Below are 14,762 nucleotides of genomic sequence, written 5' to 3'. Positions count from 1 at the left end.
ACCGGACAGCAGGCGACGACGCACTGCCAACCACGACGAGCCCTGGCGGGTAGTCCCGCCAGGGCTCGTCGTCGGCCGTTCTCCCTCTGAGCGGCCCCTACTGGCGCAGAACCCCTACTCGGGAACGATCAGTGCTGGCGTGTCCCTGCGGATGGTTTCGCCCCTGAAGAATCCGGGACGCAACTTAGCCATGATGACCATGAACACTGCGCCCATGGCCAGGATGCCGATGCCAAGGACAAAGACGAGTCCGACGCCGAATACCTCGGATCCGCTGCCGAATTCCGGCGCCCAGCTGTCTACCGCCGTCTGGAAGAACACCACAAACAAGCCGACTCCTCCCAGCAGGGGGCAGACGAGGCGGAGCAGAAAGTTGCGGGTGCTGCTGAAGACACTCTGACGGAAGTACCAGGCGCAGGCAATCGCCGTCAGGCCGTAGTAGAAGCAGATCATGAGGCCAAGGGCGAGGATGGTGTCATTGAGGACGTTTTCGCTGATCACGTGCATCACTGCATAGAAGCCGGCAGAGAGAATGCCTGCTGCAAAGATGGCGAAACCAGGCGTTGCGAACTTGGTCATCCGCCGGAATGGCTTGGGCAAAGCACCGTAGTGCGCCATGGCCAGCAGGCTCCGTGAGGGCGAGGTGAACGTTGACTGCAACGACGCCGCGGAGCTGGACAGGACGGCAAGCGACATCAAGATGGCCAGCGGTCCCATGATGGGCGATGCCAGAGCCGTAAAGATGTTTGCATGGTTTTCCTCGTTATTCAGGCCCAGCCCTTCGGTGCCTACTCCGGCGAACATCATGGTGGCGATGGTCACCATGAGATAGATGCCCAGGACGACGACGGCCGTCAGGGTGCCGGCGACGCCCGCCGTCCTCTTGCCGTTGGTGGTCTCCTCATTTACGGTGAGGCACACATCCCAGCCCCAGTAGACGAAAATCGACAGCGAGATCCCTGCAGCGATCTGGCCGAAAGTCTCGATCCTTGTGACGTCGAACCACTCCCAGCTGAAGGGGATGGCGGTCTCCGACGCTGACCAGTTAGCGAACGCCATCGCCACAAACAGCCCCAGCACCAGCAACTGGAATCCGACCAATCCGTACTGGACGATCTTTGTGGTGTGAAGCCCCCTATAGCTGATCCAGACGGCCAGGGCCACAAAGACAAAACACGTGATCACGTTCAGCGGCTTGTTTGCGGCCAGGTCAGCCAGCTCGGCATTGCCGGTCAGCTGCGCAAGGAAGAGGTAGAAGAAGTCCACCGCCACACCCGCCAGGTTGGACAGCACAATAATGTTTGCTGCCAGCAGGCCCCAGCCACCCATCCAGCCCACCCACGGGCCGAAGGCTTTGGTCACCCAGGTGAAGGTGGTCCCGCTGTCAGGGGAATCGGCGTTGAGTTCCCTGTAAGCGAGCGACACCAGGATCATCGGAATAAAACCGATGAGGAAAATGACGGGCAATTGCAACCCCACTTCACTGACCGTGGGGCCCAAGGCGCTGGTAAGCGTGTAGGCCGGGGCGATGGTGGAGATGCCGAGGACCACGACGGCGAGCAGCCCAAGCTGTCCGCCTTTCAGGCCTTTGCCGGAGATACCGTGAGCGGAGGAGGGGCCGCCGGTAGCGGCATCCTCATGGCGCTGAACTGTCTGACTCATGAGAGCCCTTTCTGGAAGGCAGCAGGCTGCTGTTGGGTAATGCAGTGAATGCCGCCGCCGCGGGCAAAGAGCTCGCGGGCGTCAACACTGACGAGGCGGCGTCCGGGGTAAGCGTCGGCGAGGATGCGCAGTGCTTTCTCATCCATGGCATCCTCGAAACTGCACGCGATGACTCCGCCATTGACCACCAGATGGTTGATGTAGGAGTAATCCACAAAACCCTCGTCGTCTGTGAGGACAGCAGGGGCGGGGACCTCGGTGACTTCCCATTCACCTCCCGCAGAATCCCGGGTGGTGTGCAGGAACTCGATAATTTCCTGCGATACCTCGAAGTCGGGGTGTTCAGGGTTCTGCTGGGAGTGGACCAGAAGCTTTCCCGGTGCGGGAATGGCCGCAACAATGTCCACGTGGCCGCGGGTACCGAAGCGTTCGGAGTCCCTGGTCAGGCCGCGGGGAAGCCAGATCACGTGAGTGGCGCCGATAGTTCTGGCAAGCTCAGTTTCAACCTCCGCCTTCCCCCAGCCGGGGTTGCGGGCCGGATCGAGCTGAACGGTCTCGGTGACCAGCACGGTTCCCTGTCCGTCCACCTGGATTCCGCCGCCCTCGTTGACCAGCCGTGAGACAACATGTTCAGCTCCTGACCTTCCCGCGATTTCACCGGCTATCAAGGCGTCCTTGTCCCAGCTTGCCCACTCCTGCGCACCCCAGCCGTTGAAGACCCAGTCCACCGCGCCAAGGCGGCCACGGTTGTCGAGGACGAATGTGGGACCGATATCACGCATCCAGGCGTCGTTGAGATCTGCCGTGAGCACCTCGACGGCCGGGTCCAGGTAATGAGCGGCGATGCCGACGTCGGAAGGGTTAACCAGCATGGTGACAGGTCCAAATACGACAGCGGCGTTGGCCACCGCTGCCCAGGTCTTACGTGCAGCGTGGGCGGCCTCGCGGCCATCCCCGAGGGTATAGCCGCCGGTGGGGAAGGCCATCCAGATCCGATCTTGGTCCTCAGTCTCCGCGGGCATGCGCCAGGATGTCACGCCGTCGCCTCCACGGGGACAGCGGCCTCGAGGCCGAGCGGGGCCGACGGATCGATGGCTTGGGTCAAACGCCCATAAGTGTCAGGCCGGCGGGTGGCCAGGAAGGGGAAGAGCGTGAGCCAGTCCCGGCGCTGGTCAAGGTCCAGGTCCGCTACCAGCACGGCCGATTCATCCCGGGGTCCCCGAACCAGGATCCTTCCGTAGGGATCCGAGATGAACGAAGAACCGTAGAAGTTCAGGCTTCCTTCCTGTCCCCAGCGGTTCGGAACAACCATGAACAACCCGTTTGCTATTCCGTTGCCGACAATCACTTGCTGCCACAACGGCTGGGTGTCGAAGTCCGGGAACAGCGGCTCGGAACCGATGGCAGTCGGGTAGACCAGCAACTCTGCTCCGCCAAGGGAATAGAGCCTGGCGAGTTCGGGGAACCATTCATCCCAGCATGTGGGCATACCCAACCTTGCGCCACCGAGTTCGGCAGGGGAGTGGACCTGGTAGGCATCTTCGGCATCCGGGCCTTGGCGGAAGAACTTGTCTTCGTAGTACCCGGCCGTGACAGGAATGTGCAGCTTATGGGTCCGTGCCAGCAATTCTCCCTCCGGGGACACCAGGATCGAGGTGTTCAGGCCGAGGCCGTCGTCGGAGCCGTCGGGATTCTCCGCTTGCTGATAGAGCGAGGCATGGACGCAGACTCCGTGTCGCCGAGCAACCTCAGCGGCAAAGCGGAAGGTGGGGCCTGTCATGAGGTCCTCGGCTGCGTCGGACGGCCGTGGCCGGGTTTGGTGCGGGAGAGTCAGGTCGTTTTCGGGAAGAACATCTGCGGGATAGCGGGAAAGAGTAAGTTCGGGAAGGAAGACAACAGTGGCTCCCAGACGTGCGGCGCGTTCTATTCCCTCATCAAGTTCCGCCCGAAGGGTTGACGCGGTTGAGTGCCAGCGGTGCTGAACCACGCCGACCCTCAAGGGCAGACGAGTGGAAGGCGTCATCCGTGCAGGTGATGCCAGAGGCGCGAGGCAGGTTATTTCAATCATGGTGGTGATTTCTCCAGTGAGACGGTCGTCACTAAATGAATGACGTTCATTTAGTATCCCCAAGGTTGAGGCGTAGGGCAAGGGAAAAATGAACAAAATTCATTTGATTTAAGCCGCGGGCGAGATTTGCTGGCACCGGCGCTGCCGCTGGGATAGCTTCGAAGGACCGGAACATACGGCGGAAAAGCATTCAGGAGGAGCATATGAAAGCGTCACCCACCCTGACCAACAACATGCAGGCAGTGCTTGCGGACCTCATCGAACTGCACATCCAGGGAAAGCAGGCCCACTGGAACATCGTGGGTACCAACTTCAGGGATCTTCACCTTCAGCTGGATGAAATCGTGGATGCGGCACGCTTGTTTGCGGACGACATGGCTGAACGCATGCGGGCACTCCATGCCCTGCCGGACGGACGCAGTGCAACGGTGTCCGAGTCCACGAGCCTGGCCCAGTTCCCGGAAGGCCTGATCAGCACCAAAGACGCCATCGACCGGATTGTCGCAGCCCTTGAGGCTGCCGTCGGGACCATGCGCAAAGTCCATGACGAGGTGGATGACGAAGACCCGACGACGGCTGATCTGCTTCACACATTCATTGAAAAGCTGGAGCAATTCGCCTGGTTGGTTGGTGCCGAGAACCTGAAGGCGACCGCCAGTGTGACCCGACCCGATTCACAGTAGGTCCGTCCAAACTCCACGTTCTGTACTCACGTCACAGAGCGGTCCGCGTGGCCCATGCCGCGCCTAGAGCGTCCGACGCCGGGACTTCCCCCGGCGTCGGGCGTTTTTGTGTTTCCCGCGGAGCGCTCAGCCACTCTTGACATCCGGAGCGTTTAGCCGATACTTAAGTATGTGCTTAACAATCAGCATGCCGACCAGTCCGGAAGAGCCCAGCTTGATTCTGTTTTCCAGGCGCTGACGGACCCAACCCGACGGGCGATCATCGTCCGGCTCTGCCAAGGGCCGGCTTCGGTGTCGGACCTGGCAGCACCTTTTGCGATGAGCCTGCCTGCGATTGTGCAGCACCTTCAGGTCCTGGAAAACTGCGGGCTCATCCACACCGAAAAAATCGGCAGGGTCCGTAGCTGCAGCATCGTCCCCGCGACCCTCCGGTTTGCGGAGAACTGGCTCGCTGCCTGCCGGACTCCTGCGGAGCGCCGCATGGACCGGCTCGAAGCTTTCCTTGAATCAGATGATCCATCCAAATCACAACCAGAAGACAACTAGGCACGAGACAACTAGGAGAAACCGATGAAGACTCCCATCACGCACGCAAGCTTCACACTCGAGCGCAAACTGAACGCCCCGCCGTCGCGCGTTTTCCGTGCGTTCTCCGACTTTGCGAGCAAGAAGAAGTGGTTCGGCGGGCCACCGGCATGGGTCCAGGGCGAATCCAGCCTGGACTTCCGCGAGGGTGGCCGTGAGACGGATGTCGGAGGGCCGGAAGGCGGATTCGTCTCCACCATGCATGCGACCTATCACGACATCGTCCAGGACGAGAGGATCGTCTACAGCTACGAAATGCTTATCGACGGCCAGAGAATGTCTGTGTCTCTGAGCAGCGTGGAGCTTGAGCCCGACGGGAGCGGCACAAAGCTGACATTAACCGAACAGGGCGTCTACTTTACGAGCGAAGATGACGTCGAAGGACGCAAAGAGGGTACAGAGGGCCTCCTCGACGCCCTGAAGATCTACGTGGAAAGCGATTGACCGGGCCCGCCAAACTCACATTTGCCCCACAGCCCGGGACATAGGACAATAGCCTCTGTGACTGTTGTCACCGCAAACTAAATATATGCCTTTGATCTGCGGCGGGAGAGTCCTGCAAGTAGGTACAAGCAGGCGCCGTAGGAGCAAACCCTCCCCAGGAATCTCTCAGGCCCACGTACCGCCGCGGCAAGGCAACTCTGGAAAGCAGCAAGTTTGTCCGCTCCAGCACCGGGATCATATCGGGGCTTCTGCCGAACAAACTGTGCTCACCGACGGTGCAAGCGGAGCCATGCGAAAGCACGGCTGCGCGGAAACTCTCAGGTCCAATACAGAGCGGGGAGGAACCCAGTCAATGTGGCGTACCCTGCGCCGCCTTAGTTTTGGAGTTCCTTGTGACTGTTAAATCAGCCTCCACGTCCTTTGTAGATCGGCACGTCGGCGCCCGCCACGAGTCGGACGTTGACGCCATGCTCAAGGCAGTGGGCTACGACACCGTTGATGCGCTGGTGGACACCGCGGTACCGAAAGATATCCGCCAGGATTCTCCGCTGGCGCTTTCTCCGGCACTGAGTGAGGTTGAAACCCTGGCGGAGCTGCGCAAGCTGGCGGCGAAGAACAAAACAGCCGTCCAGATGATCGGCCAGGGTTACTACGACACCCTGACTCCGCCGGTCATCCGCCGCAACATCCTCGAGGCCCCGGCCTGGTACACGGCCTACACCCCCTACCAGCCGGAGATTTCACAGGGCCGCCTCGAAGCCCTGTTGAACTTCCAGACCATGGTCCAGGACCTGGTGGGCCTGCCCATTGCCAACGCTTCGCTCCTGGACGAAGCCACCGCGGTGGCAGAGGCTGTGCTCATGATGCGCAGGGCCAACAAGAATAAGGCTGCAGTTGATGGCAAAACGGTCCTCGACGCTGACTGCCTGCCGCAAACCATTGCCATCGTCAAAGGCCGGGCCGAGGCCCTGGGCTTCGAGGTGGAGGTGGCGGACCTCTCCAAGGGACTGCCCGACGGCGTCATCAACGGTGTGGTGCTGCAGCAGCCGGGCGTCTCCGGCAGGGTCTTTGACCACTCTGCGGTCATTGCGGACGCCAAAGAGCGGGGCGCCCTGGTAACGGTCGCTGCCGACCTGCTGGCACTGACCCTCATCACGCCTCCGGGAGAACAGGGCGCAGACATTGCCGTCGGTTCGGCCCAGCGCTTCGGTGTGCCGCTGTTCTACGGCGGCCCCCACGCGGCTTACATGGCCGTTCAAAAGGGCCTCGAGCGGTCCATGCCCGGCCGCCTGGTGGGAGTCTCCAAGGACTCCGCAGGCACCCCGGCCTACCGTCTGGCACTGCAGACCCGTGAACAGCACATCCGCCGTGAGAAGGCCACGTCCAACATCTGCACGGCCCAGGCGTTGCTGGCAATCGTTGCTTCCATGTACGCCGTCTACCATGGTCCGGACGGCCTGAAAGCCATCGCCGAGACCACTCACGGGCACGCGAAGTCCCTGGCCGCCTCCCTGACAGCCGGCGGCCTGGACGTGCTGCACACCAGCTTCTTTGACACCATCACGGTTTCGGTTCCGGGCAAGGCTGCTGAAATCCTTGCCGCTGCCGAGGCCCGCGGGATCAACCTCCGCGCCATCGATGCGGACACCCTGGGGATCTCCGCGGATGAAGCGACGACGGCAGACATCGTCGCCGCGGTCTGTGCCGCTTTCGGCGTCGCAGTAGTGGAGGCAGGCACCGGTTCAGAGAAGTCCTTTGGGCTGGAGCCGGTCGTCGAGCGTACCTCCGACTTCCTGCAGCACCCTGTATTCAACACCCACCGGTCCGAAACCCAGCTGCTGCGGTACGTCCGCAAACTCTCTGACCGCGACCTTGCCCTGGACCGCACCATGATCCCGCTGGGTTCCTGCACCATGAAACTGAACGCGACAGCCGAGATGGAAGCCATTTCCTGGCCGGAATTCGCCTCCATCCATCCGTTCGCTCCCGATTCCCAGACTGAGGGCTGGCGGGAACTCATCGCAGACCTCGAGGCCGAACTGACGGAGATTACAGGCTACGACCAGGTCTCCATCCAGCCCAACGCAGGCTCCCAGGGGGAACTTGCCGGCCTGCTGGCCATCCGCGGCTACCACTGCTCCCGCGGCGATTCCCAACGCAACATCTGCCTCATCCCCGCCTCCGCCCACGGCACCAACGCGGCATCTGCTGTCCTGGCCGGAATGAAAGTGGTGGTTGTTGCCACCGCCTCCGACGGAACGATTGACCACGCTGATCTGCAGGCGAAGATCGATGCCCACAAGGACGCGCTGTCCGCGATCATGATCACCTACCCGTCCACACACGGTGTGTACGACGCCGACGTCCGCGAGGTATGCGATGCCATCCACGCAGCGGGTGGACAGGTCTACATCGACGGCGCCAATCTGAATGCACTCGTAGGGCTGGCCCAGCCCGGCAAGTTCGGCGGCGACGTCTCCCACCTCAACCTCCACAAGACGTTCTGCATCCCGCACGGCGGGGGCGGACCCGGCGTCGGACCTGTTGCAGCCAAGGCACACTTGGCCCCGTTCATGCCCGGGAACGCGGCCACCTGGACCGAAGGCAACGACGTTCCCATTTCGGCCTCGCGCTTTGGCTCCGCGGGCGTGCTGCCCATCTCCTGGGCCTATGTGAAGCTCATGGGCGGCCAGGGCCTGACAGACGCCACCAAGTCTGCCCTGCTCGCAGCCAACTACATTGCTGCCAGGCTGAACGACTTCTTCCCGGTCCTCTACACCGGCGAAGGAGGGCTGGTGGCGCACGAGTGCATCCTTGACCTCCGCGAGCTCACGGCAAGGACAGGCGTCACGGCTGAGGACGTTGCCAAGCGCCTGATCGATTACGGTTTCCACGCTCCGACGCTGGCTTTCCCCGTAGCAGGAACACTTATGGTGGAACCCACAGAGTCGGAGGATCTCGGTGAAATGGACCGCTTTATTGAGGCCATGATCTCCATCCGCGCCGAGATCGACCAGGTGGCGGACGGGGACTTCTCCGTGGCCGAGAGCCCGCTCCGGAATGCGCCCCACACGGCAGCGGCAGCGATCAGCACTGGCTGGGACCGGGGATACCCCCGAGAACAGGCTGTTTTCCCCGTGCAGTCGCTGAAGCAGGACAAGTACTTCCCGCCGGTGGGCCGAATTGACGGCGCTGCCGGGGACCGGAACCTGATCTGCTCGTGCCCGCCACTCGAAGCCTTCGAGGACCACTCCGCCGACTCCGCCAACTGAGGACTGCAACCATGACTGAGAACTACACTGCCCTGTACGAGGAGCACAAAAAGCTCGGCGCCTCCTTCACAGATTTTGGCGGTTGGCAGATGCCGCTCAAGTACAGCTCCGAGCTAGCGGAGCACCACGCAGTTCGGAAATCGGCCGGTATCTTCGATCTCTCCCACATGGGCGAAGTCTGGGTCACCGGGCCTGACGCTGCTGCGTTCCTGGATTACGCCCTCGTGGGAAAGATCTCTGCGATGAGCGTAGGAAAGGCCAAGTACTCCCTCATCTGCAACGAGGATGGCGGCATCATCGACGACCTCATCACCTATCGCCGCGGGGACACCAAGTTCCTGGTGGTGCCGAATGCAGGCAACGCCAAGACAGTGGCTGAGGCGCTGGCGCAGCGCGCTGCGGATTTCGACGTCGTCGTGGGGGACGTGTCCGCCGCTACTTCCCTGATCGCCGTCCAAGGACCGAAAGCTGAGGAAATCCTCCTCCGCCTGGTTCCTGCCGCCCAGCACGACCTGGTGAAGGGGCTGAAGTACTACGCAGCCGTCGAGGTCCCCTTCCTCGTGGGGGGAAGCAGCCAGGAGCTGCTTTTGGCCCGTACCGGCTACACCGGTGAGGACGGCTTCGAGATTTTCATTGATAACGACGACGCCGCTGCTCTCTGGCAGTCCATCGTCGCGATTGCTGACGAGGGGGAGCTGACGCCGGCAGGCCTGGCCTCCCGGGACTCCCTGCGCCTCGAGGCAGGCATGCCGCTGTACGGCAACGAGCTCTCGATCGACGGCGATCCGTTCGCTGCCGGCCTGGGCGGAATCGTCGCGCTGTCCAAGGAAGGCGACTTTGTGGGCAAGGCCGCCCTGGCCGCCAAAAAGGAAGCCGGCGCCGGCGTCAGCACCGGACGCAAGCTGGTGGGGCTCAAAGGACTGGGGCGCCGTGCCGGGCGGGGGCACTACCCGGTACTGAAGGACGGGGCCGTTGTTGGTGAAGTGACCTCAGGCCAACCAAGCCCCTCGCTCGGCTATCCGGTAGCGATGGCCTATGTCGACGTCGAGCACGGCGAAATTGGCACAGCCTTGGACATCGACCTCCGGGGTAAGGCGGAGCGGTTCGAAGTAGTCGCACTGCCGTTCTACAAGCGCGCAAAGTAGCCCTACCATCCGGTGAGGATCCAACATCCTGGGCTGGTTGTGTCAGCCCTCGGGACCGACATCCTCTGCGGGCTCGGTCGCGAAGACGCCCGCTGGTCGGACGTGACGCTCCCTTAGACGCCCGCTGCCGGATGCCGGCCCCAAGGGGCCAGCCAGCCCCTCAAGGAAAGCTCACCTTCCGTACACAGCAGCTTTCACTCTTTCGAAAGCCAAAGGTGCTGGGGGATGAGCGCCTGCCGGGGGTTCAGCTAGTCGAAACCCACGGCCTGGAGATAGCTCGGACTAATAGATCTTGAAGGGCCAGTGTTTTTCCAACGGAACACTGGCACGAAGCGGCAGGTGAGCGGATTCCGGAAGCGTGCGTCTAAGCGAGGAACGAGCGAGCACGCGGAGGAATTCGGTTTCCTGCCGTTCTACGGAACCACTAGATTTCAAACGTAAAGGAAAAGACATGGCAAAGGTTGCCCCTGAATTGCAGTACTCCGACGAGCACGAGTGGGTTGCCCGCGAAAGCGGGAACCTGGTCTCCATTGGGATTTCCGCCGTGGCCACGGATGCCCTCGGCGATATCGTCTATGTTGACCTTCCCGAGCTCGGATCGATGGTGACGGCGGGGGAGACGTGCGGCGAGGTCGAGTCCACCAAGTCCGTCTCAGACCTGTACGCCCCCGTGACCGGCGAAGTCACTGAAGTGAACCCCGCCGTCGTCGATGACCCGGCGCTGATTAACAACGACCCGTACGGTGCGGGCTGGCTGTTCAAGGTGGCTGCGGAGTCCGAGGGCCCCCTGCTCTCCGCGGAGGACTACGCTTCCAAGAACGGCGGAGAACTGTGAGCACCCCGGCCGCAGGCACCGCTCCGGCGGCATTCGAGCAGGTCATTTCACCCAGCCTTGACGCACAGCTGTCTGATCTGGATCCGGAAATCGCTGCGAAGATCGACGACGAATTGACCCGCCAGCGCACCGGCCTGGAGATGATCGCCTCGGAGAACCACACCGCCGTCGCCGTGATGCAGGCCCAAGGCTCGGTGCTGACCAACAAGTACGCCGAGGGGTATCCGGGCAAGCGCTACTACGGCGGCTGCGAGCACGTTGACGTGGTGGAGCAGCTGGCGATCGACCGGGTAAAGGCCCTCTTTGGCGCAGAGTACGCCAACGTCCAGCCGCACTCCGGCGCACAGGCCAACGCTTCCGTTATGCACGCCCTGATCAGGCCCGGCGATACCATCATGGGCCTCAACTTGGCCCATGGCGGCCACCTCACCCATGGCATGCGGATCAACTTCTCCGGACGCCTGTACAACGTCATTCCGTACCAGGTACGCGAAGAGGACCACCGGATTGACATGGCAGAGGTGGAGCGGCTCGCCAACGAGCACAAACCCCAGCTGATCGTTGCCGGCTGGTCCGCTTATGCACGCCAGCTCGACTTTGCTGAGTTCCGCCGGATCGCTGACTCCGTGGGGGCCTACCTCATGGTGGACATGGCACACTTTGCGGGCCTGGTCGCCGCCGGACTGCACCCGTCACCGGTTCCCCACGCGCACGTCACCACCTCAACGACGCACAAGACCCTCGCAGGTCCCCGCGGTGGAATCATCCTCACCAACGACGCCGACATCGCCAAGAAGATCAACTCGGCCGTCTTCCCGGGTCAGCAGGGCGGCCCGCTGGTGCACGTCATTGCGGGCAAGGCCGTGTCGTTCAAGATTGCCGCATCGCCCGAATTCAAGGAACGCCAGGAGCGCGTCCTGGTCGGAGCACGGATCCTCGCCGAACGCCTCGTCCAGCCGGACGTCACGGCAAAGGGCATCAATGTGATCTCCGGCGGCACCGACGTGCACCTTGTGCTGGTTGACCTGCGCCACTGTGAACTGGACGGCCAGCAGGCCGAGGACCGGCTTGCGGAAATCGACATCACCGTCAACCGCAACGCTGTGCCGTTTGACCCGCGTCCGCCGATGGTGACTTCCGGTCTGCGCATCGGCACGCCCGCCCTCGCTACACGCGGCTTCGGGGAAGGCGCCTTCAGGGAGGTAGCCGACATCATCGCCCAGGCGTTGATCGCCGACGCCGGCTCTGACCTTTCGGGACTGCGCTCGCGCGTAGAGGCGCTCGCCGCAGCCCACCCTCTCTACCCGCGCGTCGCAAACCTCGCATAAAAGCGAGGGCATCCGGCAGAGTCCTCTGCCGGAACAAAGTTTTACCCAGTTAGGAACAGATCATGGCTGTTGGAGTCTTTGACCTTTTTTCAATAGGCATAGGACCGTCCAGTTCACACACTGTGGGTCCTATGAGGGCTGCCGCTGTTTTTGCGGCGGAACTTAGGGCCAGCGGAGTCCTTGACCGCGTGGCTGGTCTGCGGGTGGACCTCTACGGCTCCCTCGCCGCAACCGGGCACGGCCACGGGACCATGACAGCCATCCTTCTCGGGCTGGAAGGGTTCCACCCGGAGCTGATCCTTCCCGCTGAGGTGGAGCAACGACTGGCTGCCATCGCTGACACGGGTCAACTGCAGCTGGCGGGCTCGGTGTCCTTTCCCTATGCGGTGAAAGAAATGATCCTGCACCCGCTTACCATCCTGCCGAGGCATACAAATGGCTTGAAGTTTGCCGTGTCCGATACGGCTGGTCAGGTTCTGCATCAGGCTACTTTCTTCTCTGTTGGTGGCGGCTTCATTGTCCGCGAGGGAGAAGAAGACGCGGCCCAGCAAGAGCTCGAAGAATCCAAGAAGGAGTTGCCGTTTCCTTTCCGGACCGCCGCTGAACTCCTGCGTCACTGCCAGGCGAATGGACTGTCCATCGGCGAGGTCATGCTCGTCAATGAGCGGGCGTCCCGACCGGAAGAGGAGATCAGGCAGGGGCTGCTTCACATCTATTCGGTGATGGAGAGCTGCGTCGCCGTCAGTCTTAAACGCGAAGGCTTGCTGCCCGGCGGACTCAAGGTCCGCCGTCGTGCGCCCGACTGGCATGAGCGGCTCATGAAGGAGGACAAGGACCGGGACCCGAAGTATTGGCAGGAATGGGTCAATTTGATCGCGCTCGCGGTGAACGAGGAAAACGCTTCGGGCGGCCGGGTGGTCACTGCGCCGACCAATGGCGCTGCCGGGATTATCCCGGCCGTGCTCTACTACGCCCTGCATTTTGCGCCGGGGATGGAAGAGGCCACCCAATCTGATCGCGACGACGTCGTAGTCAGGTTCCTGCTGACGGCGGCCGCCGTCGGCGTGCTTTATAAGGAACAAGCATCGATCTCCGGGGCAGAGGTTGGCTGCCAGGGGGAGGTTGGTTCGGCTTCATCCATGGCGGCGGCAGGTCTGGCCGAAGTGATGGGCGGTTCTCCCGCCCAGGTGGAGAACGCTGCCGAAATTGCGATGGAACACAACCTGGGCCTCACCTGCGATCCGATTGGCGGGCTGGTGCAGGTGCCTTGCATTGAACGCAACGCCATTGCCGCAGCCAAGGCAATCAATGCCGCCAAGATGGCGCTGTGGGGTGACGGATCACACCGCGTGTCACTCGATGAAGTGATCGTCACCATGCGGGAAACGGGCAGGGACATGAGCTCCAAATACAAGGAAACCGCCATGGGCGGCCTTGCGGTCAACGTAGTGGAGTGCTGAGGCCCGCAAACGCAAAGTCCACAGGGCCAAAGGCTGCATTAGGCGGGCTCCAGGGTGCCTTGCCCGCGTTGACGTACCAGCCATTGGCAGGCCGGGCCGGATCCGAGCTGCGGTTGGTCCTTGGGTCAGGGCCGGCCGATACACTTGAGGCTGCACGCCTGGGACTAGCCGCCTTACTGAACGCAACGATTGGACACCGCAGACTTGCGAGAATTTACTGCCCGTTTTGCCTCCGCCGAGGAGATCGCCAACTGGGACAACCATGTGACTGCAAATCCCAATGGTGGAAATCTGCTGCAGTCCGAGGCGTTCGCTGAAGTCAAACAGCACTTCGGCTGGAAGCCACTGCACCTCGTATATGAGACCGCTGACTACACCAGCTATAACTTGGCCCTGGAAAAGTCCATTCCGCTGCTGGGCAAGATCTGGTACCTCATCAAGGGCCCGGATGTTGCTGACGTCGAGGACATCCCCGGGATCGCCGCAGCAAACGCTGATCTGATCAAGAGGGCGAAGCTGGGCGTCTTTGCCGTGAAGATCGAGCCCGACATTGTCCTGTCGGATCCTGCGCGCCAAGTCATCGAAGGTGCAGGCCTGAGCAAGACGCATAACCTGCAGCCTAACGATTCCACCGCCTTGCTGGATATCTCCCCTGAGCCGAACCAGTTGTTGCGGAACCTCCATTCCCGGGGCCGGAACGCTGTGCGCCGTGCTATCCGGGAGGGAGTTGAAGTGCAGAATGTAGAACCCAGCGAAGAAAACTTCAAAGCCATGTATTCGCTCATGACCACAACTGTCGAGGCTAAATCCCAGGTGCGGGTCCGTGAGTACGAGTACTACCGGCAATTCTGGACGAATTTCATCAACAGGGGTCAAGGCAGGCTGCTCTTCGTTTACGAGAACGGAGTTCCGTCCGTGGGTGCGTTTGTGGTCAACTACGGACGCAAAGGAACGTACAAGGACGGTGGGTCGCTGCAGAAGCGCAGTCAGTATGGCGACTCCCACCTGGTGCAATGGACGGCCATCAACCAGCTGAAGAACCTCGGGTGCACTGAATACGATTTCTGTGGGACTCCGCCCAGCGACCAGCTCAAGGACACGTCTAACCCGTTCCACGGCCTCGGGCTGTTCAAGACCAGCTTCAGCAAGACGGTGACGGACTTCGTGGGCTGTTATGACCAGATCCTGAACCCCTTGAAATACAAGGCGTGGATGGTGGCCGGAGAACGAGTGGCACGCCAGCTCTACACCCGTCGGACAGGACAACAGTTCTATTAAGT

General features: G+C 61.8%; 12 protein-coding genes and 1 riboswitch. Of the genes, 9 read left to right on the top strand and 3 right to left on the bottom strand.

Features of this window, described 5'->3' with window-relative positions; translation table 11 throughout:
• Window positions 1-114 precede the first annotated feature (114 nt).
• From M1E05_RS17425 to M1E05_RS17415, 3 genes are read right to left on the bottom strand one after another with little or no spacing between them, the layout of a single operon-like run.
• Complete coding sequence (locus tag M1E05_RS17425; protein WP_461163716.1) at window positions 115-1,662, bottom strand: APC family permease; 1,548 nt, start codon at window positions 1,660-1,662, stop codon at window positions 115-117.
• Entirely contained in the window at window positions 1,659-2,699 is a 1,041-nt protein-coding gene (locus M1E05_RS17420; RefSeq protein WP_458113303.1) for an agmatine deiminase family protein, read from the bottom strand. The genes M1E05_RS17425 and M1E05_RS17420 overlap by 4 nt, the downstream gene beginning before the upstream one ends.
• The gene (locus M1E05_RS17415; RefSeq protein ID WP_458113304.1) at window positions 2,696-3,730 is read right to left on the bottom strand and encodes a nitrilase-related carbon-nitrogen hydrolase; all 1,035 of its coding nucleotides are present in this window, start codon (window positions 3,728-3,730) and stop codon (window positions 2,696-2,698) included. The genes M1E05_RS17420 and M1E05_RS17415 overlap by 4 nt, the downstream gene beginning before the upstream one ends.
• Before the next feature lie 203 nt (window positions 3,731-3,933).
• Between M1E05_RS17415 and M1E05_RS17410 the strand changes: the two genes are divergently transcribed.
• From M1E05_RS17410 to M1E05_RS17370, 9 genes are all read left to right on the top strand, one after another.
• A complete protein-coding gene (locus M1E05_RS17410) occupies window positions 3,934-4,413 on the top strand; it encodes a Dps family protein (RefSeq protein WP_458113305.1) in 480 nt (159 codons plus the stop codon).
• 171 nt (window positions 4,414-4,584) lie between these two features.
• A complete protein-coding gene (locus M1E05_RS17405; RefSeq protein WP_461163715.1) occupies window positions 4,585-4,959 on the top strand; it encodes an ArsR/SmtB family transcription factor in 375 nt (124 codons plus the stop codon).
• A gap of 24 nt (window positions 4,960-4,983) precedes the next feature.
• Window positions 4,984-5,442, top strand: coding sequence for an SRPBCC family protein (locus M1E05_RS17400; protein ID WP_461163714.1), 459 nt, complete (start codon window positions 4,984-4,986; stop codon window positions 5,440-5,442).
• A 92-nt stretch (window positions 5,443-5,534) separates the two neighbouring features.
• Window positions 5,535-5,633: riboswitch (glycine riboswitch) on the top strand.
• A 201-nt stretch (window positions 5,634-5,834) separates the two neighbouring features.
• On the top strand, window positions 5,835-8,714 hold the full coding sequence (gene gcvP / locus M1E05_RS17395) for an aminomethyl-transferring glycine dehydrogenase (protein WP_461163713.1): 2,880 nt from the start codon (window positions 5,835-5,837) through the stop codon (window positions 8,712-8,714).
• An 11-nt stretch (window positions 8,715-8,725) separates the two neighbouring features.
• Window positions 8,726-9,859, top strand: coding sequence for a glycine cleavage system aminomethyltransferase GcvT (gene gcvT, locus M1E05_RS17390; RefSeq protein ID WP_461163712.1), 1,134 nt, complete (start codon window positions 8,726-8,728; stop codon window positions 9,857-9,859).
• Between the two features lie 451 nt (window positions 9,860-10,310).
• Entirely contained in the window at window positions 10,311-10,694 is a 384-nt protein-coding gene (gene gcvH, locus M1E05_RS17385) for a glycine cleavage system protein GcvH (protein ID WP_458113310.1), read from the top strand.
• A complete protein-coding gene (glyA, locus tag M1E05_RS17380; RefSeq protein WP_458113311.1) occupies window positions 10,691-12,022 on the top strand; it encodes a serine hydroxymethyltransferase in 1,332 nt (443 codons plus the stop codon). Before gcvH ends, glyA begins: the two co-directional genes overlap by 4 nt.
• Window positions 12,023-12,084: 62 nt before the next feature.
• Window positions 12,085-13,482 carry an L-serine ammonia-lyase gene (locus M1E05_RS17375; protein WP_461163711.1) on the top strand — a complete coding sequence of 466 codons (1,398 nt, stop codon included), beginning with the start codon at window positions 12,085-12,087 and terminating at the stop codon, window positions 13,480-13,482.
• Window positions 13,483-13,686: 204 nt separating this feature from the next.
• Entirely contained in the window at window positions 13,687-14,760 is a 1,074-nt protein-coding gene (locus M1E05_RS17370; protein WP_461163710.1) for a lipid II:glycine glycyltransferase FemX, read from the top strand.
• Window positions 14,761-14,762: the final 2 nt, after the last annotated feature.

This window comes from Arthrobacter sp. R4-81 (assembly GCF_054792365.1).
This window is presented reverse-complemented; position numbering and strand designations above follow the sequence as displayed.